Here is a 20,682-nt window from a genome sequence, read left to right as displayed (position 1 = left end):
CTGGTGGCTCCCTTTTCTTTTGAAGTAGAGTAGTTAATTGCTGTGTTTATGAATTAGTTTTCGCTCCAATAGTTCGACTAACTGATACATACAAGTTGCAAGAATAGCTATAATAATCAGTGACAGCATCACCATTGTAAAGTTAAATACTTGGAATCCATAGACAATCATATATCCTAATCCTTGTTTAGAAACAAGGAATTCGCCCACAATGACCCCAACCCATGCTAACCCAACGTTAACTTTTAAAGTTGAGATAATGGTAGGATATGAAGCGGGAAGGATGACTGAGAAGAATGATTGTCTTTTTGTTGCGCCAAAGGAATTGATTACTTTCAGATAATTTCCATCAACACCTCTGAATGCATTATAAACAACGATGATTGTAATTACGACTGAGATTAAGGCACCCATTGCAACGATTGACGTAAATCCAGGACCTAATCCTACGATTAATATTGGACCAAGGGCTACTTTAGGCATGGAATTCAATATAACAAGATATGGATCTAATACTTTTGAAAGGAATGGAGACCACCATAAGATTCCTGCTACTACTGTTCCGATTACGGTGCCAAGGATGAACCCCAATATAGTCTCAAATAAGGTTACAGAAGTGTGGGTAAACAAGCTACCATCTTGGATTCTAGTCAAAAAGAGATCCCACACTCTTGATGGCGAACTAAATAATAAGGGGTCAAGCCATTGTCTCGCAGTAGCTACTTCCCACATGACAAAGAAGAAAATGAGAATGCTCAATTGTGTTAAGCGAATAAGTCGTTTTTCCCGAGTTAGTTTCTTTACATAATTTTGGTGGAGTTCTTTATTTTTATCGTTCAAGGGACTCCAGCTCCTTCCAGACCTCTTGGAACCATTTGTTAAAAGTAGCATGGTTTCTAGCCTCAAATGGTAATAAATCTTTTAATTCACTCGGGATATGAAAGACTCGTTGTATCTTTCCAGGACGGTCATTAAGCAGAATGACTCTGTCACTCATAGCAATTGCCTCACCAATGTCGTGTGTTACTAAAATAGCGGTTTTTTTGTGCTCTTTAATAGTAGAAAAGACTAAATCCTCAAGCTTTAATTTCGTTTGATAGTCTAATGCGGAAAATGGTTCATCCAACAGTAAAAGCTTTGGGTCAGTAGAAAGCATTCTTACGAGTGCAACTCGTTGTCGCATTCCACCTGATAGTTCTCCAGGGAAATGCTTGGCTTTATCTCCTAGCCCCATTTTTTCTAACAAGTGTAAAGCGGATGTCTTTGTTTCCCCTGTTAATTTCCCCATTGTTTTAAGCCCGAGTGTTATGTTTTCTTCAATGGATAACCAAGGAAATAAATAGTCTTGTTGAAGCATATATCCTGTTTCAGGTGTTGGCCTCTTTATTTCTATTCCATCTAGCTCTATCGTTCCGCTCGTAGGCAAAATTAGTCCTGATATTAATGATAGGAGAGTTGATTTGCCACAACCACTTGGGCCAATTATTGAAATAAATTCACCTTTTTCAAGGGAAAAAGAGATATCTTTAATTGCCTCTGTTAATGTCTCTTTTGAAAAAAATGCCTTCTCTACTTCCTTCAGTTCCAAAAAAGCCATCTGAACCTCCTCCTAGTGAAGGGGATTACTCATTCATAATTTTTGTAGGAATATCTGTATTCACTAACTCCTCATACGAAATTTCCTGTGGAAGCTCTCCCGCTTCATTCATAATTTCCTGAAGTAAATACCATGCCTCTTCTTGTAATAAAGGTGTTTCAGCATATGAACCTTGATCTCTATATCTTTCTACTACTTGCTCGATCACTTCAAGGGAAGTATCTTCAAAGTAGTCTGCAATTGCTTCAGCTACTACATCGGCTGGCTGTTCCTGCACCCAAACTTGTGCTTTCTGAATCGCTCGTGTAAACTTTTCTACCGTTTCTTCGTTATCGTTTAGATAACTTTCTTTAGCCATATATACAGTGTAAGGAATGTTCCCTGATTGCGTTCCAAATGAATCGATGATGTATCCGAGTCCATCTTCTTCAAACTGGGTTGCTTGTGGCTCAAATAACTGTACAAAATCTCCTGTTCCTGATGCGAATGCAGATGGTATGTTACCAAAATCGATATTTTGTATTAGTTCTTCAAGGTCCTCGTGGGGATCAATACCATTTTGTTTAAGCACATATTCTCCAACCATCTGAGGCATTCCACCAGCACGTTGCCCAAGGAAAGTACTTCCTTTTAAATCATCCCATTCAAAGTCTTCGATTGGTTCTCTTGAAACAAGAAAAGTACCGTCAGTTTGTGTTAGTTGTGCAAAATTGATCGCTGGATCATTTGCTTCTTGGGCATAAACATAAATGGATGTTTCTGCTCCTACTAGGGCCACATCTGCCCCATCTGATAGTAGGGTGGTCATGGTTGTATCACCGCCCCAAGTAGTTGTTAGTTCTACATCAAGCCCTTCTTCTTCGAAAAAACCTTGAGAAAGTGCGACATATTGTGGTGCGTAGAATATGGAACGAGTTACTTCTGCCAAGCGAACCTCTGTCGTGTCGTCATCTGTACTACAAGCTGAAAAAAAGAATGCACCTAACAAAGAGATTAGCAATATAGATGCCAGTTTTATCACTTTCAATGTATGTCCCTCCTGAAAAATATTAGGTATATGCTGATGTGATAAATTATGAAGTTAGTGCTAGAAATGTGATTAAATAAAAGTTTTGGTACATATGTAATTTATTCAAATAAGAATATTATGTCATACCAGCAGCCTTTAAATGAAAATAAGGGCTCCAATGAAAATAGGTTTGAAGCAATAAACTACAGTCTATAACACTTTCAAATGATTCATTATGCAAAATTTATTTGCGTGTGTGCAATAAAAAAACAAACTCGGAAATTATCCGAGTTTGTTTCAAGTGTTATTTTAGTTTTTAATTTAAACAGTTGGTCCAGCTGCTCTAATATCACCAGTGACTGCTTTGAATTTTTTAAAGTTAGCATTAAATTTAAGAGCAAGCTCTTTTGCTTTACGATCATATGCTTCTTTATCTTCCCAAGTTTGTTTTGGTTGAAGAATTTCATCAGGCACACCAGGACAGCGAACTGGGATATGAAGCCCGAAAATTGGATCCACAGTTGTTTCAACATTAGTTAGTTCTCCATGAATTGCAGCATTAACCATTGCCCTTGTGTATGGAAGGTTCATTCGTTTTCCTACTCCATATGGCCCGCCAGACCAACCAGTATTAACAAGGAATACTTCTACATCATGTTCCTCAATTTTTTCCCCAAGCATTTCTGCATACACACTTGCATGAAGTGGTAAGAATGGTGACCCAAAGCAAGTTGAGAAGGTTGCTTGTGGTTCAGTAATTCCACGCTCTGTTCCAGCAAGTTTACTTGTATATCCAGAAATGAAGTGATACATTGCTTGTTCTTTAGTTAATTTACTAATTGGAGGTAATACTCCAAAGGCATCAGCAGTAAGGAATACAATCGTATTAGGGTGACCTGCTACACTTGGTGATACACTATTTGGAATGGCTTCTAGTGGATAAGCAACCCTTGTATTTTCAGTTAGTGTGGAATCGAAGAAGTCAGGCTCACGAGTATCCTCATCAATCACAACATTTTCAAGTACAGCACCATAACGAATAGCACGATAAATTTCTGGCTCTGTTTCCTCTGTTAAATTAATACACTTGGCGTAACAGCCACCTTCAAAGTTGAATATACCATTAGAAGACCAACCATGCTCATCATCCCCTAGTAAAAATCTGTTAGGATCAGCGGATAGGGTGGTTTTACCTGTTCCCGATAAACCGAAGAATAAAGCAGCGTCACCTTCAGTACCAACATTAGCAGAACAATGCATTGGAAGGACACCTTTTTCAGGGAGAAGATAGTTCATAATCGAGAATATGGATTTCTTCATCTCACCTGCGTATTCAGTACCACCAATTAGGACAGTACGCTTTTCAAAGGAAACCATTATAAACGCTTCTGAATTAGTTCCATCGATTTCAGGATCAGCTTTAAATCCTGGTGCTGACACAATTGTAAACTCTGGAATAATCCCTTTTAGCTCTTCTCGTTTCGGACGAATAAAGAGTTGAGTTACAAATAAATTATGCCAAGCGAACTCATTTACAATTCTAATTGGAAGTTGGTGGGTTTTATCCGCACCAGCATAGCCATGGTGAACAAATAGTTCATCTCTTTCACCTAAATAGTGTAACACTTTTACATACAATCTTTCGAATACTTCAGGAGAAACAGGCTTATTTACAGCTCCCCAATTAATTTTGTCCTTTGTTGATCTCTCTTCCACTGTAAATTTATCTTTAGGAGATCGTCCGGTGTACTTTCCGGTTGTTGCACGGAATGCACCTGTTGATGTTAGTACCCCTTCTTTCCTCTCTAATCCTTTTTCAATTAATTGGGATACAGATAAATCATGGTGTACGTTTGTTCCTCTCAAAACGCGTGTTAATTCCGTTTCAAAGTGAATAGTACTCATATCACATCTTCCTTCCCTGTTTAATATTCTATTTGGAATATTATTCGTATTATCTGTTAATTAGTATAACACATTCGGATAAATAGTCTATACTTATTGTGTTGTTTTTGTGCAAGTCCCTTTGATGATACGAATAATATAAAATAGCACAATTTCACTAAAACAAGAGAGACATGGTTATTATGAAAATGTCGTTTACTAATGCACGTAATCATGGAAGTGATCGAGTGAAAAGTTTGTGAAGTGTTGAACAATAGTACCCGTGAAAAAATAAAACAATTTAAGATTGCCTGCATCTTTTCGTAAGTATACTGTGTGAGTTAATAGAGTATTTGTTAGTTAGTAGATCATAGAAGAGTGTAAGTGGCAACGTTCAATCAGTCTAAATAAACCAATATAATAGTTGAGTGAGAGCAGAAGTTGTAATTTCAATTTAATTTTACTTTATTTCTATTTGTTTAGGAAGATTAATAAGGAATAATTCACCAGATTGTCAATTGTGAATATTTGAACAAAATAAAAATTTGTAATTGGACAATCAAGTCAAGTATGCTTTCAATTATAGTGATTATGAATGAAATGTGATACTCCTATAGTATTATCCTGTTTTTCCAAGGACTAGTATCTAGTCCAGCTCATACTCATAAAGGTTAAATTTGGTTGACAGGTGAAGGGAAATGGGGTATCCTTTTCCCGAACGGATACTCTTATCCCGAGATGGCGGAGGGACAGGCCCGAAGAAGCCCAGCAACCATCACCAACTTTTACAAGGTGAACGGTGCTAACCTGCAAGGCATATCTACGTATATGGCTTGGCCGATAAGAGGTGAAAGGCTAATGGGACAACCTTTTCCTCGTTTGGAAAAGGTTTTTTATGTTTTTCAAAGAAATTACTGTTTTATACCATTTAGCTGGGAGAATGAGTACCGTCATTTCACATATGCTATAGATATTGTAAAAGAATTAAGGAGGTACGTATGGTGGTTAAAAGAAGATTATTTACTTCTGAGTCTGTAACAGAGGGACACCCTGACAAAATTTGCGATCAAATATCTGACGCAATACTAGATGAAATAATGAAGGAAGATCCTCATGCTCGAGTTGCTTGTGAGACTTCAGTGAACACAGGGTTAGTATTAGTTGCTGGAGAAATTACAACCTCAACTTATGTCGATATACCTAAAATTGTTCGTGAAACAGTAAAGGGAATAGGTTATACGAGAGCAAAATATGGTTTCGACTACGAAACATGTGCCGTACTAACTTCAATCGATGAACAGTCACCTGATATTGCTCAAGGTGTGGACGTCGCCCTAGAAGCAAGGGAAGGGGAATCTGACGATCAAATAGAAGCAATTGGTGCAGGGGACCAAGGGTTAATGTTTGGGTATGCTGATAATCAAACTCCTGAGTTAATGCCTTTACCTATTTCATTAGCGCATAAATTATCACGACGCTTAAGTGAAGTAAGAAAAGATGGCACACTAGGTTATCTTCGACCTGATGGCAAAACACAAGTAACTGTTGAATACGATGAAAATGATAAGCCTGTTCGAATTGATACAATAGTCATCTCTACACAACATCACCCAGAGGTAACTTTAGATCAAATTAAGTCCGACTTAAAGGAGCATGTCATTAATCCTATCGTCCCGTCAGACCTGATTAACGATGATACAAAATACTTCATTAATCCAACAGGTCGATTTGTTATAGGTGGGCCTCAAGGAGATGCAGGATTGACTGGAAGAAAAATTATTGTAGATACTTATGGTGGATATGCTCGCCATGGTGGTGGTGCTTTTTCAGGAAAAGATGCAACGAAAGTGGACAGGTCTGCAGCATACGCTGCGAGATATGTTGCGAAAAACATTGTAGCTTCTGAATTAGCAGATCGATGTGAAGTTCAACTAGCTTATGCTATTGGTGTTGCACAACCTGTCTCTATTTCCATTGATACATTTGGTACGGGGAAAATATCTGAGGAAATATTAGTTGAATTAGTCCGAAATAATTTTGACCTTAGACCAGCAGGGATCATAAAGATGCTTGATTTACGCCGTCCAATTTATAAGCAAACAGCTGCATACGGTCATTTTGGTCGTACTGATATTGACTTGCCATGGGAACGTACGGACAAAGCGGCAATTCTAAAAGAACAAGCAACAAAATAAAGAATAAAGTTATAATCAATAAAATAAAAAGGGGCTGAGACACAGGTATAATTACCGATGTCTCAGCCTCTTGTTTTAAATTTAAAATTTCATTTCTTTACTCTTTTTTTTGCAAAGACTTATAATATTGTCCTTTTTCTACATATTCACGACGAATCCTATCCATATCCATGATATCGTTATCTGTTAATTTTCGAATTACCTTCACAGGTCTCCCAAATGCTAATGTACGTGGAGGAATTTTTTTACCTTGAGGAACTAGACTACCAGCGCCGATAAATGCTCCTTCACCAATTTCAGCTTGATCTAACACCGTTGACCCCATGCCTATGAGAGCATTCTTTTTTACCACACAGCTATGCAATATACATTGATGGCCTACCGTAACCCCATCTTCGATAACAAGGGGATTATTTGGACTTTGGTGTAACACACTATTATCTTGAATATTTACATTCTTACCTATTATTGTTGGAGCAACATCTCCCCGAATCACAGTGTTAAACCACAAACTTGTATTTTCTCTGATAGAAACATCACCTGTTACGATGACACCATCGGCTAAAAAGACAGAATCATCAATAGATGGGGAAACTCCTTTATAAGGATATATCATTTTTATTCAACTCCTTTCAACGTATTTTATCAAATTCAATTATGGAATGGAATAATTGGTTATCCTTGACGTTAAATGGGAGAATGGGAATATAATAGTTAAAAGGTTAATTGAGGGGGGAGAGTTATGTGGAAAAGGGAAGTACAACTTGCTAAAGGAGTTTTTGTGATTGTGCATGGGGCTGGTGAGTATCATGTGCGTTATAATTGGGTTGTTGATCAATTAAATAAACTCAATTTTCATGTTATTATAGGGGATCTCCCAGGACAAGGTACAACGGAGGGACCAAGGGGGCATGTGGATCGTTTTCAGCAGTACATTGAAGTAGTTTCTGGGTGGTTAAAGGAAGCAAAAAAGTATCAGCTTCCTGTTTATCTTTTAGCCCATAGCATGGGTGGTTTAATTTCCATTCACACATTAATGGCACTTACTAAAAATGATTTACCTAATGTAGTTGTGTTATCATCTCCTTGTCTTGGTTTAAAGAATGACCCACCATTCTATAAGAGAACCCTCTCACATGTTTTAGATGTTATAAGTCCAGGATTTCGCTTTCCTTCTGGATTGGAACCAGGTTCTGGCACAAGGGATGAATGGATGAGGAAGCGGGACCTGGGTGATAATAAGTTAATCAAGCATGTAAGTGTCAGGTGGTATAAAGAATTAGTCAGGGCAATGAACAAAGCGCACGAACAAAAAGCAAGTTTTCCAGATATTCCACTACTAGTAACGCAGGCTGGAAATGATCTTATTGTCAAAAAAGAGATGGCAAAAAGCTGGTTTGATGGATTAAACATTACTAATAAATATTATAAAGAATGGCCTAACTTATATCATGAGGTGCTAAATGAACCTGAAAAGGCAGAGGTTTTAGCCCATTTAATAGGATTTATAAGCATTCAGGATATTGGCAAAAGAGAGTAAATGGAGGCTGTTATGGTGAAGGTTCCTACAACATCATGGACGTTAATGTTTCGAATATATAAAGAAATCTTACCTAAAGTGCATGAATATCTCCGTTACTGGAGAACAAAAGCAGCAAGTATTCCTGATAAAGAATTAAGGACGCAAGCATTAGCCAGCATTGATTCTAAAACTTTTCACTGTGAAGGTGGAGCAATTTACGGACTACTTGCAGGAGAGAAGAGAGATGATGTGATCCGTTTTATCGTTGCGTATCAAACAATAAGTGATTACTTGGACAATTTATGTGATCGAAGTACTTCCATGGATCCTGATGATTTCCGGGCTTTACATGATTCAATGCCAGTAGCTCTTGATCCTGAAGCGGAGCAAAGGGATTACTATCGTTTTCGTGAGGAAAAAGATGATGGGGGTTATTTACAGGAACTAGTTTCCACATGTCAGAATACGATTCGTCTCTTTTCAGGTTATTCTGCTGTAAAGAAAGCTAATTTGAATTTAGCCGAACTATATTCAGATTTACAGGTTCATAAACATGTGAAAAAAGAAGATCGTGTTCCACGGCTCACAAAATGGTTTTCAGAGCATGAAAAAGAAGTCCCTCCTATGACTTGGTATGAGTTCTCTGCAAGCACAGGGTCTACTTTGGGTATCTTTTGTCTCACTGCATATGCTGCAGCAGAGGAAGATTTAACGGTGGAAAGGGCTCAGTTAATCAAAGATGGTTATTTTCCATATGTTCAAGGACTACATATTCTCATGGACTATTTTATTGATCAAGAGGAAGACCGTGAAGGTGGCGACTTAAACTTTTGCTTTTATTACCCTAATGAAGAAGAAATGATGGAACGGATGGAGCATTTTTACCATGAAGCAGCAGCTAGTATTCGTACTCTTCCACATTGGAAGTTTCACCGATTAATTAACAATGGTTTATTGGCAATATATTTAGCTGACGATAAAGTAAAAAATGACCCTCAATTGAAGAAGAAGGGTCATCGGTTTATACGCAGTGGTGGAGCGCCTACTTTGTTTTTCTATATTAATGGGTGGATATACCGAAGAAAAAGTAAAACGTGAATAAAGAGGTTGATGAGACCTGCGCAAACTCGCTTTCCGCGGGCGGCTGGTGAGCCTCCTCCAAATTCCGCCTAAGAACTTGCCCACGTCCTGTGGGCAACGGCGTAATGTCGGCGTCCTGCCTCCTGCATCTGGGGGGTCTCACCTCTGCCTTTGATCCCGCAGGAGTCTCGCTTGCTCCAGTCTCACCATCTTTCCTTACATAAGGAGTCTTGAATATTGGTCTAATAAATATTCAATATTTCCACTTTTCAATGACCTTACGTTGCTTGAGTAGGCCTTACGTTCATTATCTTTTTTCAATAGCAACGATAAAAGGTGGATTGTTTTGTTGGTTAGTAAATCTATATTCAAGAACATGGTAATCTTCCTGGGCTAACTCACGAACATATGGAAGAAGCTGATCTCGTTCCACAGCGCCTTCAGGATGGCCATGATAGATTACAAGGACGATAATTCCGCCTTTTACTAAGTTTTCTAGTAGCTCTTCTATGGCAGCTATTGTTGTGTCTGGTGTCGTGACGATTTCTTTATTACTACCTGGAAGGTAACCCAAGTTAAAAACGGCGCCATTTACAAGCCCTTTATGATTAAGCTTTAAATACTTCTCTAGATTTTCATGTCCATCATGGATAAGCTCGACCCTTTGTTCAATCTCATGAAGCTGTAGTTTATCCTTCGTTGCTAGAATTGCTTGCTCCTGAATGTCAAAGCTGTAGACATGCCCAGACTCACCGACCAGTTTTGCTAAAAAAAGTGTATCATTCCCCTTGCCAGCAGTGGCGTCAACTGCAACACCACCATCAGGAATACATCTGCTTAAAAGCTCTCTTGCAAAAGGGAGTATTCCTGAAACATTCATTTCAGTACACCTGCTTTCCCTTGTGCTTCATAAAGTTTCCCTTGCCAGCTATCCCTTCGTTTCATTTCATGATCAATTCCATTTAACACTTCCCACTTATTTAGACTCCACATTGGCCCAATCATTAAGTCCGCAGGTCCGTCACCTGTCAGTCTGTGAATAATCATGTTAGGAGGGAGTACTTCAAGCTGATCACAGACAAGGTTAATATATTCTTCGGCGCTCATGAACTGTACGAGCCCTTTTTCATATTGCTTTACCATAGCTGTCTTTTTCAACAAATGAAGAAGGTGTATTTTAATTCCTTGTACGTCCAGTTTTGCAACTTCTTTTGCCGTTTCCATCATCATATGGTGATCCTCCAAAGGTAGACCATTGATAATATGGGAGCAAATGCGAATATTATGCTTTCTAAGTTTTTCTACGCCTTCCACATAGCAAGCATAGTCATGAGCTCGATTAATGAGGTCCGCCGTTCTTTGGTGGACAGTTTGTAATCCAAGCTCAACCCAAAGGTAGGTTCTTTCGTTTAGCTCAGCAAGATATTCAACGACATCGTCAGGTAAACAATCTGGTCTCGTAGCTATCGCCAATCCAACGACGTCATCTTGTTCTAGTATGACTTCAAACATTTCGCGTAATTCTTCGACTGGAGCATACGTGTTTGTGTATGCTTGGAAATATCCAATATATTTTCCAGCCTTCCATTTACGATGTAAGTTATCCTTAATAGTGCGGAATTGCGTGACGAGATCGTCTTTTCTGTCCCCTGCAAAATCTCCAGATCCACGCTCGCTACAGAATGTGCAACCGCCACTTGCTACTTTACCGTCGCGGTTAGGACAGTCAAAGCCGCCGTCTAATGGTACTTTAAATATTTTTTCTCCAAATTCAGTTCTTAAATGATTGTTCCATGTGTAGTATCTTTTATCTCCGAAGTGGGGAGGTACTGTGTTCATGATGGTTTTCTCCTTCAATACTCTAAATTCGTAACTTTGTATATACAATTAATTAATTCATCATTGGAAATGTCTCGATGTGTCACAAATCGAATTACTGTTGGAGCAAAGGCAACAGCTAAAATCCCTACCTGTTCAAGCTTTTTGATCCATTCTGAAGCACTTAGTCCGGATGGCTTTGTGTCCACAAGTATAATGTTCGATTCCACCTGATTCATAACCGTAAATCCTGAATGTTCATCAATTGCCTTTGCTAAACGTTTAGCGTTCTGATGATCCTCTTTTAGTTGAGGTATACCAGTTTTTAAAGCGTGTAGTCCAGGGGCAGCGATGACTCCAGCTTGCCTTAAGCCACCACCAAGCATTTTACGTTTCTTTCTTGCTTCACGGATGAAACTTTTGTCACCAGCTAGGATAGATCCAACTGGTGCTCCTAATCCCTTTGACAGGCAAAATTGAATGGAATCACTAAAGGTAGCCAATTCCTTCACAGTTGTATTTAGTGACACTGCCGCATTAAAAATTCTTGCACCATCTATATGAACTGGGACATTGTTTGACTTAGCTAGTGAATACACTTCTTTCATATAGGAAAGGGGAAGAACGGAGCCTCCACTTCTGTTATGGGTGTTTTCCAACCAAATCAAACCTGTTTCTGGAAAGTGAATATCGTTTCCACGAATTGCCCCTTCCATTTCTTCTAGATTCATTTTTCCGTTTTCATTAATTAATGTTCTTGATTGAACGCCTGCAAAAACAGAAGCTGCAGCTGCTTCATATAAAAACACATGGGATTCGTTGTCCATGATGATTTCATTACCAGGCTTCGTATGAGTTAAGATTGCTGCTTGATTTCCTTGAGTACCACTTGTTACAAAGAGAGCGGCTTCCTTACCAACAAGTTCTGCAGCATATTTTTCAAGTTCATTAACAGTGGGGTCTTCTCCATAAACATCATCTCCTACAACTGCTTCAACCATCTTCTGTCTCATTTCAGCTGTAGGTTTCGTTACCGTATCACTTCTTAAATCTATCATGTGGATCACCTGCACTTTACACTAAATTCTTAACACATCCTATCATAGAAAAAGAAAGCTGTCACAAGGGGAAAAAGTGGGAAGGAAAATAAGGAAAATAATTATTGTTGCCAAAAAATCTTGAATCATCTAATATCTTACTTAGTGAAACGAAAGAAAGGGGATCGTTATGCCAAGATCAATATGGATCCTTGTTATAGGTATGGCCATCAATATTACTGGGGCCTCTTTTTTATGGCCTTTAAATACAATTTATATGCACCAGGAGTTAGGGCAACCCCTATCCGTAGCTGGGATTGTCCTTATGTTCAACGGTTTAGCTGGTATTATTGGAAATCTAATCGGAGGAAAGCTATTTGATCGTATTGGTGGATATCGAACCATTATTATGGGAGTGTCGATTACAATGGGGAGTGCCTTTACTCTGGCTATTCTACACGAATCCTTCATTGCTTATATCGTTCTACTTATTGGCTTAGGATTTGGTTCAGGACTTATGGTCCCTTGTATGTATGCAATGGCAGGAGCTGTTTGGCCAGAAGGGGGAAGAAAACCCTTTAATGCCATGTATGTTGCTCAAAACGTAGGTGTTGCAGTTGGTGCAGCAATCGGAGGCTTCCTAGCAAGCTATCGATTTGATTTTGTTTTCTTAGGGAATGGACTCATGTATTTAAGTTTCTTTGTTTTAGCATTTATCTTTTTTCGAAACTTACAAGACAAAAAGGATACGGGATCTGCAACGGACGTTTTTGAACAAGGGCAATTAATAGCAAATAAAAAACGGTTCCATGCCCTACTTGTGTTGTGTGCTGGATTTCTTATTTGCTGGATTGCTTATGTCCAATGGCAGACGACTATTTCTGTTCATACACAAAACTTAGGAATACCCCTAAATCAATACAGTGTTTTATGGACTATAAATGGTGCAATGATTGTTTTTTGTCAGCCTATTATCCGCTTTTTTATTAAACGGTGGGTACATTCACTTAAAGCGCAAATTTATGTAGGTGTAGCCATTTTTACTGTAGCATATATCATTTTAAGTCAAGCATCAGTTTTTACAGCTTTTCTAGCAGCAATGATTGTGCTGACCATTGGTGAAATGTTTGTCTGGCCGGCAATTCCAACAATTGCCCATAAGTTGGCACCTAAAGAGAAGGCTGGTTTTTATCAAGGGATTGTTAATAGTGTTGGAACGGGTGGTAGATTAATTGGTCCATTATTCGGCGGAGTCATTGTAGATTTGTTTGGAATGTCAGCTTTATTCTATCTTCTGGCAGCCATGTTCTCCATTCCAATTGTTACAACCCTATTGTTTGATCGGAAAATAGAGGATAAATCTTTCTCTAAGCGTGATTTAGAGTCAGCATAAGTAAAAATGTTTATACGATATACTACTCAGAAAATTTTTCTTGCAAAATAGGCCTTGTTTAAATAAAATTTATTTTGTCTACTATATATAATAGAACTTTACTTGACAGTTTGATAAGCGATTGCATACAATAGCAATTAATCATATAGAAATGTCGAAAGATGATGACGAGGAATAGTAATGAATTTATTGTGCTACAGAGAGTTAACGGTTGGTGGAAGTTAACGGCAATAATCATGAACTCACCTCTGAATTGCAAAGGGGAAAATGAAGTACCCTTTGACGTCACCCACGTTACGGGAATGAAGTGAGCATAATGTCACATTTATGCTAATGTGGGTGGTACCGCGGGTAAGGTAATGTATAATTCAACCTCTCGTCCCTAGCAAAGGCTAGGGATGGGAGGTTTTTTAATGCTTTAAAGCGTAGTACGAAGGGGTTAGGCGACTTCTATGAAGAAAGGGATTTTGCATAAGCTTCATAAACCTTAGCGGTACTAATTAATGGAGTAGTATGGACTTAAGAAATTGTGTGGATAAAGATTATTTTTATATAAATGAAGGAGGCTGTAACTATGTCATTTGACCATTTGCAAGTTGAAAAAAAGTGGCAAGATTTTTGGGAAGAGAATAAGACGTTTAAAACAGAGGAGGAAGACAATAAAGATAAATTTTATGCATTAGATATGTTTCCATATCCATCTGGTGCAGGTTTACATGTGGGGCACCCTGAAGGGTATACAGCAACAGATATTCTATCCCGTATGAAAAGAATGCAAGGATATAACGTTCTTCATCCAATGGGATGGGATGCATTTGGACTTCCAGCAGAGCAGTATGCTTTAGATACTGGGAAGCATCCTAGAGAATTTACTTTGAAAAACATTGATAATTTCCGTCGTCAAATTAAAGCCCTTGGCTTCTCATATGATTGGGATCGGGAAGTAAATACGACTGATGCGGACTATGTGAAATGGACACAATGGATTTTTCTAAAACTATATGAAAAAGGATTAGCATACATTGATGAAGTACCTGTAAACTGGTGTCCTGCCCTTGGAACGGTTTTAGCCAATGAAGAAGTAATTGATGGTAAGAGTGAACGTGGTGGACACCCTGTAGAGCGTCGTCCTATGAAGCAGTGGATGCTTAAAATTACTGCCTATGCAGATCGTCTGCTTGAAGACCTTGAAGAGTTAGACTGGCCAGAGAGCATCAAAGATATGCAACGAAACTGGATCGGACGTTCAGAAGGGGCAGATGTTACCTTCACAATTGCAGGGACTGAGCACTCGATCACCGTGTTTACGACTCGTCCAGATACATTGTTTGGTGCTACTTACCTAGTACTCGCACCTGAGCATAAATTAGTCTCTTCCATTGTAAGCGAAGAGCAACGAGCAGCTGTTGAAGCGTATCAAAATAAGGTGGCAACGAAAAGTGACTTAGAACGAACGGAGCTTTCTAAGGAAAAAACAGGTGTTTTCACAGGAGGGTACGCAAAGCATCCCGTAACGGGTGAAAAGCTTCCAATCTGGATTGCTGACTATGTTCTTGTAAGCTATGGAACAGGTGCAATTATGGCAGTTCCAGGACATGATGAAAGGGACTATGAATTTGCCAAAGAATTTGAGCTACCGATTGTTGAGGTAGTATCAGGTGGAGACGTAGCCACTGAAGCATATGCTGGAGACGGCCCACACGTAAACTCTGACTTCCTTAATGGACTAAACAATGAGGAAGCAATAAGTAAAATGATTGACTGGCTTGTGGATAACAATAAGGGTGAAAAGCGGGTGACGTATCGTCTTCGTGATTGGTTATTTAGTCGCCAACGTTATTGGGGAGAGCCGATCCCAATTATCCATTATGAAGATGGATCTATGAAACCTGTACCAGAGGATCAGCTTCCGTTAACACTTCCTGATTTGGAGGAGTTTAAACCTTCTGGAACTGGCGAATCACCACTTGCCAATGCCGAGGATTGGTTGTTTGTAACGGACCCTGAAACTGGAATGAAAGGTCGCAGAGAAACGAATACAATGCCACAGTGGGCAGGTAGCTGCTGGTATTACCTTCGTTATATTGACCCACATAATGATCAGGCCCTTGCTGATGCAGAAAAATTAAAGAAGTGGCTTCCAGTAGACATATATATTGGTGGAGCAGAGCACGCAGTGTTACATCTATTGTATGCTCGTTTCTGGCACAAGTTCCTATACGATATTGGTGTTGTTCACACGAAGGAGCCATTCCAAAAGCTATATAACCAAGGAATGATTCTTGGTGAAAATAATGAAAAAATGAGTAAATCAAAAGGAAATGTCGTAAATCCTGATGATATTGTAGAAAGCCACGGTGCAGATACACTTCGACTATATGAAATGTTCATGGGACCTTTAGATGCTTCTATCGCCTGGAGCACGAATGGTCTTGATGGTGCCCGTCGATTCCTTGATCGTGTATGGCGTTTGATTGTTACTGATGAAGGCAATGTGAATCAAGCTATTGGTGATTTTGAAGCAACAGGAGAGATGACTAGAACCTACCATCAAACAGTGAAAAAGGTGACGGATGACTTCGAACACCTTCGTTTTAACACAGGCATTTCACAAATGATGGTATTCGTTAACGAAGCATATAAGCAGGAGAAACTATCTAAATCCCATGTGGAAGGCTTTGTGAAAATGCTGTCGCCTGTTGCGCCACACCTGTGTGAAGAGTTGTGGAGTCGCCTCGGTCACACAGAATCCATTTCATACGAAGCTTGGCCAACGTATGATGAGAGCTTGTTAGTGGAAAACGAAGTGGAAATCGTTGTCCAAGTGAACGGTAAAGTCCGCTCGAAGCTTGTCATCGCTAAGGATGCCTCACGTGAAGAAATGGAAGAAAAAGCTAAGGCTCTTGAAAAAATCCAAGAAGAAATAGTAGGGAAAACTGTACGCAAAGTCATTGCAGTACCTGGAAAGCTTGTAAACATTGTAGCTAATTAGTCTTTTGAAATTGTTTGAGTTACGAGAATTGTAAAAAAGAAGAAAATAAAAAAATGCGGACTAGAATCCATAGTAGCTGGAAATCTAGACCGCATTTTTTTGGAATGGGGACAGGAATCTGTGAGTATTGGAAATCTAGTCCGCATTTTCTCGGAATGCGGCCAGGAATCCATGACATCACAAAAACTAGTCCGCATTCCAACAATAGGAAATGCGGACTTAATGTTTACAACCTATTCTTCCCATTGACTCATTGCAGCAGCTTGCCCTGCTGTATAACCTGTGGAAAAGGCTACAGTGATGTTATAGCCCCCTGTATATCCGTGAAGGTCCATGACTTCACCACAGAAGAATAAGCCCTTCATAAATTTTGATTCCATGCGCTTTGGATATACTTCTTTAACGGAAACACCACCACCAGTTACGAATGCTTTTTCAAGTGATAATGTACCCGTTGCTTGAATAGGAAAATGCTTCACGAGTCGAGAAAGATTACGTAGTTTTTCATGAGATATTTCTGCTTGTACGAGCATTGGGTCAATATCTGCCATAGTAAGAAGTACAGGAACTAGTCGTTCAGGCACCCACCCAATTAGCACATTTTTAATAGCTTTTTTCTGTTGCTGGTCTAATAGAGACAGTAAACCTGTAAAAAGCTCATCTTCATGACTACTAGGGAAAATGTCCAATTCTATTGGTATTTTTGAAATACTGTATTTTTTCTTTGCTTTCACAACATATTGACTACAGCGAAGGGAAATTGGACCTGATATGCCAAAATGAGTAAAGATCATGTCCCCTTCGTGTGCTTTTATTAGTTTTCCTGTTTTAGGATCTAGAACGGATAGCTTAACATCACGTAATGATAGTCCTTGCAACTCCCTTTTCCTTATATATTGATCATTTGCTGTGATTGGAACTTCTGTTGGATATAGCTCTGTGATGGTATGTCCAGCCTTTTTTGCCCAAGGATAGCCATCACCAGTACTACCTGTATGCGGGACAGATTTTCCACCAACCGCAACAATGACATTAGGTGCTTTAATTTGTTCACCTGATTCTAACTTAATCCCCAATACTATCTTTTGATCAAAGTCATATATGACATCCCTCACACTAACATTAGTGCGAATTTCTACTTTTAGTGATCTAATTTTGTCGACTAAAGCCCTTACAACCGAAATGGCTTTATCTGTTACTGGAAACATTCTTCCACGGTCTTCTTCCTTCAGTTGAATACCTAGGTTTTCAAAAAACTGGATGATATCTTCATTATTAAAAACGGAAAATGGGCTATACATAAATCTACCGTTTCCAGGAATGTGGTGAATGATCTCTTCCACATCTGCTCTATTTGTGACATTGCACCTACCTCCACCAGAGATGGCCAATTTCCGTCCGAGTTTATTTCCTTTATCACAGAGTAGAACTCTTGCCCCATACTCTGCTGCTGCTACAGAGGCCATCAAACCAGAAGGGCCGCCCCCAATTACAATTACATCATACATTAACTACACCTTCCATCTTCTTCAATGCAAGTATTTTATCATATAATAGTTCTCCTTGAACAAGTTTCTACTTATCATCATTATCAATCTTAACTATAAGTTCCATACGTCTAAAAAAACGACATGTTGTTAGGATTTAGTAGACATGCATTGACATTATTACTAATACAGGTCGATGAAATGAGTATTACAATTTTTATAATCGACTATATATTTCCGACGCCTGTGTCTTAAACAAGCATATTTTTCATAACAAGTCATAGAACTTTAATAATTATATATCACGAAATACAAGGATATATCATTAAATATAAGTATAAGAATACTTCACATCGTATCACATGCGAAATCGTTTCATTTTTTTCCTCATTCTCTATTTTATTTCTGTTTTGGATGTGATACACTTCAAGTGGTAAAAATATTAAAGTGAAATTATGGAAGGAGGAGAGGCGCATGTTTCAAACATTAAAAAAGAAGTTTGAAGCAAAACAGGCTGTTTGGGCAGCTGAAACGCAAAGAAGAATCAGGGAGTATGCTGAACAGGAGCGGAAAGCATCCTTGGAGAAAATGGAAAAAGAGCAAATGCTACAACGTATTTTAAATGAAGAGGTTAATAAGTACCTAAGGACAGTACATCCGACGTTCTTGTTAAAACCGGAGGCATACAAAGCGTTGTTGAACATGTTGCATGCTCGCTCCGAGGGGTTAATGAGTTTATCAATAACGATGACAAAGGAAATGCGAAAGGTTTATTCTTTTTATCATAATGAATTAGAAATATTCCTAAAGCTGCTTGAGAAAAAAGGGTTTAAGCTTGAAGGAAAAGAAGATCTATTTTTAACAACCTTTTTGAATACTTTGAGGGAAAATAATTATAAAAAGTGTTTAGAACATTATGGTGATTTCGTACCAGAAGGGTCATCAATTCTTGAAGCCTTTGAAAGGTATTTTGATGTAGTAGATGATCACTTAAAATACGAGAGTGGGAATGTCGATTTCTTTGCTACGTATTTAAATAGAAAAGAGATTGCTGATTTTACTTGGACTAAGTCACGTTTAAAGCGTAAATTAAAACATTATGAAAGTGTAAATAAAGATAGATTTAAGATGAAACAACTTGAGAGAAGATTAGAAAATATAAGCTAATTCTTTTCATGGAGCTTCTAGATTTAAGCATTACCGTTTAGATGGAGAAAACTGAAAAATATATAGGGAAAACGAGACCTTTTCACTTAGTGAATTTGTCTCGTTTTTTTTCGTTTTTGATAGGCTAAATAACATAATAAATATAAATTTTATTAGCTCATGTTTGCTAGGTTCCTACTCTGTCTATTTTTGGAAGGTTAATGGGGGAATTATGATGTTATAAAGAGGTTGATTGTGAAAAAACAAAGTTAAACTTTCAAGAAGCAAAGCATCATACGAAGGTTTCTCCTTAATTGGGTGAGTTGAGTAAGTGACCAAAGATACTTAAAAATAAGGGGAGATTTTCCTTTTAAGCTGCAGAATATATCTTCGTAAGGGGGAATACGGGTAGTTTTTCCCTTTAAGTACACTTTGAAATCAAATTTTCATGGTTTTCAAGTTATTAGTGGGAATTTCTCCATCTATTTTCGCTATTTTCGATCTGAAATTTAAAATAAGAGTAATTTCTCCCGTTATCATAAACCCATTTTGGGGTTCGAGGCCTGATCAGGTATGAAAAATAGAAAAAGCAAAATCTCATACCAGATCATTCGGTGTTTTGAGTGAGTCCACTCTCTTAATAGAATAACCTATCAACATCCTTTCATCTTTGTTTTAAAAATGTTAATTTAGAAAAGGTAAAGGAAGGGGTTATATAATGGCAAACACAAATTATTTATTCATAGGAGCAGGAAGGATGGCAGAAGCAATCATATCAGGTCTTGTTGCTCAAAGTGCATCAGGAAGTAATATTACGGTTGCTAATCAATCGGATATAAAAAAGCTCAATTATTTAGAAGATACATATTCCGTTCAGATAACACAAAATTGGGAAAGTGTGGTTTCAGAACACAATGTAATCATTCTAGCTACACCACCTCAGACCCAACAAGACATTTTACAAAAATTAGGGAGAATTGTAAAAGATCAATTAGTCGTAACTGTAGCGGCGGGAATTGACGTTTCCTATATGAAAAAACGTTTACCTCAAGGAACAGGAGTATGCTGGATCATGCCAAATACAGGCGCACAAATTGGTAAATCGATGTCCATATATACATGTGGAAAGAATGTCACAAACGATCAACGGCTAATAATTACTACACTCCTAGATGCCATTGGAGATTCAGAAGAGTTATCGGAACAACAAGTGCATGACTTAACGGCAATTACTGGCAGTGCACCAGCCTTTGTATATAGTTTTGCTCAAGCATTGGAGAAAGCAGCAGTAGCCAACAATATATCAAGGGAGCAAGCAAGAAAATTAGTTACATCAATGATCAAAGGCTCTGTTGGAATGCTAGAAAATGGCGGAGAACGTGAAGAATTGATTTCACAAGTCGCATCTCCTGGTGGATCAACCGCTGAAGGATTAAAAGTATTAGAAAAAAATAACTTTGAAGAAACCATAAATGAGGCAGTCAAAGCAACATCAATACACGCACGGGGGCAAGGGGTATAA

Annotated in this window: 16 protein-coding genes, 1 riboswitch and 1 other annotated feature; of the genes, 7 read left to right on the top strand and 9 right to left on the bottom strand. The window is 38.4% G+C overall.

Annotated features, from left to right (window positions below; genetic code table 11):
• Nucleotides 1–33: 33 nt before the first annotated feature.
• From BW724_RS16600 to pckA, 4 genes are all read right to left on the bottom strand, one after another.
• A complete protein-coding gene (locus BW724_RS16600) occupies nt 34–840 on the bottom strand; it encodes an ABC transporter permease (protein WP_235848994.1) in 807 nt (268 codons plus the stop codon).
• The gene (locus BW724_RS16595; protein ID WP_088076287.1) at nt 830–1,597 is read right to left on the bottom strand and encodes an ABC transporter ATP-binding protein; all 768 of its coding nucleotides are present in this window, start codon (nt 1,595–1,597) and stop codon (nt 830–832) included. The genes BW724_RS16600 and BW724_RS16595 overlap by 11 nt, the downstream gene beginning before the upstream one ends.
• A 25-nt stretch (nt 1,598–1,622) precedes the next feature.
• Entirely contained in the window at nt 1,623–2,615 is a 993-nt protein-coding gene (locus BW724_RS16590) for an ABC transporter substrate-binding protein (protein ID WP_417891421.1), read from the bottom strand.
• Between the two features lie 312 nt (nt 2,616–2,927).
• Nucleotides 2,928–4,511 (bottom strand): phosphoenolpyruvate carboxykinase (ATP), encoded by a 1,584-nt coding sequence (gene pckA / locus BW724_RS16585; protein ID WP_088076285.1) that lies wholly within the window; start codon nt 4,509–4,511, stop codon nt 2,928–2,930.
• Nucleotides 4,512–5,215: 704 nt separating this feature from the next.
• Nucleotides 5,216–5,337: riboswitch (SAM riboswitch) on the top strand.
• Between the two features lie 151 nt (nt 5,338–5,488).
• Between pckA and metK the strand changes: the two genes are divergently transcribed.
• Nucleotides 5,489–6,685: a methionine adenosyltransferase gene (metK, locus tag BW724_RS16580; RefSeq protein WP_088076284.1), complete on the top strand. Its 1,197-nt coding sequence runs from the start codon at nt 5,489–5,491 to the stop codon at nt 6,683–6,685.
• Between the two features lie 97 nt (nt 6,686–6,782).
• Here metK and BW724_RS16575 read toward each other — a convergent pair whose 3' ends face one another.
• Nucleotides 6,783–7,301: a gamma carbonic anhydrase gene (locus BW724_RS16575; protein WP_088076283.1), complete on the bottom strand. Its 519-nt coding sequence runs from the start codon at nt 7,299–7,301 to the stop codon at nt 6,783–6,785.
• 126 nt (nt 7,302–7,427) lie between these two features.
• On the opposite strand from BW724_RS16575, the gene BW724_RS16570 reads away from it, so the two are divergent.
• Nucleotides 7,428–8,225 (top strand): alpha/beta fold hydrolase, encoded by a 798-nt coding sequence (locus BW724_RS16570; RefSeq protein ID WP_088076282.1) that lies wholly within the window; start codon nt 7,428–7,430, stop codon nt 8,223–8,225.
• Nucleotides 8,226–8,240: 15 nt separating this feature from the next.
• Complete coding sequence (locus BW724_RS16565; protein ID WP_088077997.1) at nt 8,241–9,305, top strand: tetraprenyl-beta-curcumene synthase family protein; 1,065 nt, start codon at nt 8,241–8,243, stop codon at nt 9,303–9,305.
• 289 nt (nt 9,306–9,594) lie between these two features.
• On the opposite strand, the gene BW724_RS16560 is transcribed toward BW724_RS16565, so the two are convergent.
• Genes BW724_RS16560 through ltaE form a run of 3 tightly spaced genes read right to left on the bottom strand, consistent with a single transcriptional unit; the run spans nt 9,595 to nt 12,163 of the window.
• Nucleotides 9,595–10,167, bottom strand: coding sequence for a tRNA 5-(aminomethyl)-2-thiouridylate-methyltransferase MnmM (locus tag BW724_RS16560; RefSeq protein ID WP_088076281.1), 573 nt, complete (start codon nt 10,165–10,167; stop codon nt 9,595–9,597).
• Nucleotides 10,164–11,126 carry a tRNA modification radical SAM protein MnmL/YtqA gene (locus BW724_RS16555; protein ID WP_088076280.1) on the bottom strand — a complete coding sequence of 321 codons (963 nt, stop codon included), beginning with the start codon at nt 11,124–11,126 and terminating at the stop codon, nt 10,164–10,166. Before BW724_RS16555 ends, BW724_RS16560 begins: the two co-directional genes overlap by 4 nt.
• A gap of 14 nt (nt 11,127–11,140) precedes the next feature.
• Nucleotides 11,141–12,163: a low-specificity L-threonine aldolase gene (gene ltaE / locus BW724_RS16550; protein ID WP_088076279.1), complete on the bottom strand. Its 1,023-nt coding sequence runs from the start codon at nt 12,161–12,163 to the stop codon at nt 11,141–11,143.
• Nucleotides 12,164–12,332: 169 nt separating this feature from the next.
• Here ltaE and BW724_RS16545 point away from each other — a divergent pair, with 169 nt between their 5' ends.
• A complete protein-coding gene (locus BW724_RS16545) occupies nt 12,333–13,535 on the top strand; it encodes an MDR family MFS transporter (protein WP_088076278.1) in 1,203 nt (400 codons plus the stop codon).
• Nucleotides 13,536–13,690: 155 nt separating this feature from the next.
• Nucleotides 13,691–13,922: a binding site (T-box leader), on the top strand.
• 187 nt (nt 13,923–14,109) lie between these two features.
• On the top strand, nt 14,110–16,527 hold the full coding sequence (gene leuS, locus BW724_RS16540; protein ID WP_088076277.1) for a leucine--tRNA ligase: 2,418 nt from the start codon (nt 14,110–14,112) through the stop codon (nt 16,525–16,527).
• Nucleotides 16,528–16,760: 233 nt separating this feature from the next.
• Here the strand turns inward: leuS and BW724_RS16535 are convergent, their stop codons facing one another.
• A complete protein-coding gene (locus tag BW724_RS16535) occupies nt 16,761–18,035 on the bottom strand; it encodes a BaiN/RdsA family NAD(P)/FAD-dependent oxidoreductase (protein ID WP_088076276.1) in 1,275 nt (424 codons plus the stop codon).
• Nucleotides 18,036–18,488: 453 nt separating this feature from the next.
• On the opposite strand from BW724_RS16535, the gene BW724_RS16530 reads away from it, so the two are divergent.
• On the top strand, nt 18,489–19,181 hold the full coding sequence (locus BW724_RS16530) for a hypothetical protein (RefSeq protein WP_088076275.1): 693 nt from the start codon (nt 18,489–18,491) through the stop codon (nt 19,179–19,181).
• A 697-nt stretch (nt 19,182–19,878) separates the two neighbouring features.
• Complete coding sequence (gene proC, locus BW724_RS16525) at nt 19,879–20,682, top strand: pyrroline-5-carboxylate reductase (protein WP_088076274.1); 804 nt, start codon at nt 19,879–19,881, stop codon at nt 20,680–20,682.

Source organism: Litchfieldia alkalitelluris (genome assembly GCF_002153425.1).
Classification (GTDB): domain Bacteria; phylum Bacillota; class Bacilli; order Bacillales; family Salisediminibacteriaceae; genus Evansella; species Evansella alkalicola.
The sequence above is the reverse complement of the archived record's forward strand: the minus strand, read 5'-3'. Positions and strand labels throughout refer to the sequence as shown.

Bases quoted from the DNA above. Each gene is read 5' to 3' on its own strand.
- BW724_RS16555 (WP_088076280.1), bottom strand. From the start codon at position 11,126: ATGAACACAGTACCTCCCCACTTCGGAGATAAAAGATACTACACATGG.
- BW724_RS16545 (WP_088076278.1), top strand. From the start codon at position 12,333: ATGCCAAGATCAATATGGATCCTTGTTATAGGTATGGCCATCAATATT.
- BW724_RS16530 (WP_088076275.1), top strand. From the start codon at position 18,489: ATGTTTCAAACATTAAAAAAGAAGTTTGAAGCAAAACAGGCTGTTTGG.
- BW724_RS16560 (WP_088076281.1), bottom strand. From the start codon at position 10,167: ATGAATGTTTCAGGAATACTCCCTTTTGCAAGAGAGCTTTTAAGCAGA.
- BW724_RS16570 (WP_088076282.1), top strand. From the start codon at position 7,428: ATGTGGAAAAGGGAAGTACAACTTGCTAAAGGAGTTTTTGTGATTGTG.
- BW724_RS16595 (WP_088076287.1), bottom strand. From the start codon at position 1,597: ATGGCTTTTTTGGAACTGAAGGAAGTAGAGAAGGCATTTTTTTCAAAA.
- proC (WP_088076274.1), top strand. From the start codon at position 19,879: ATGGCAAACACAAATTATTTATTCATAGGAGCAGGAAGGATGGCAGAA.
- pckA (WP_088076285.1), bottom strand. From the start codon at position 4,511: ATGAGTACTATTCACTTTGAAACGGAATTAACACGCGTTTTGAGAGGA.
- BW724_RS16575 (WP_088076283.1), bottom strand. From the start codon at position 7,301: ATGATATATCCTTATAAAGGAGTTTCCCCATCTATTGATGATTCTGTC.
- BW724_RS16535 (WP_088076276.1), bottom strand. From the start codon at position 18,035: ATGTATGATGTAATTGTAATTGGGGGCGGCCCTTCTGGTTTGATGGCC.
- metK (WP_088076284.1), top strand. From the start codon at position 5,489: ATGGTGGTTAAAAGAAGATTATTTACTTCTGAGTCTGTAACAGAGGGA.
- leuS (WP_088076277.1), top strand. From the start codon at position 14,110: ATGTCATTTGACCATTTGCAAGTTGAAAAAAAGTGGCAAGATTTTTGG.
- ltaE (WP_088076279.1), bottom strand. From the start codon at position 12,163: ATGATAGATTTAAGAAGTGATACGGTAACGAAACCTACAGCTGAAATG.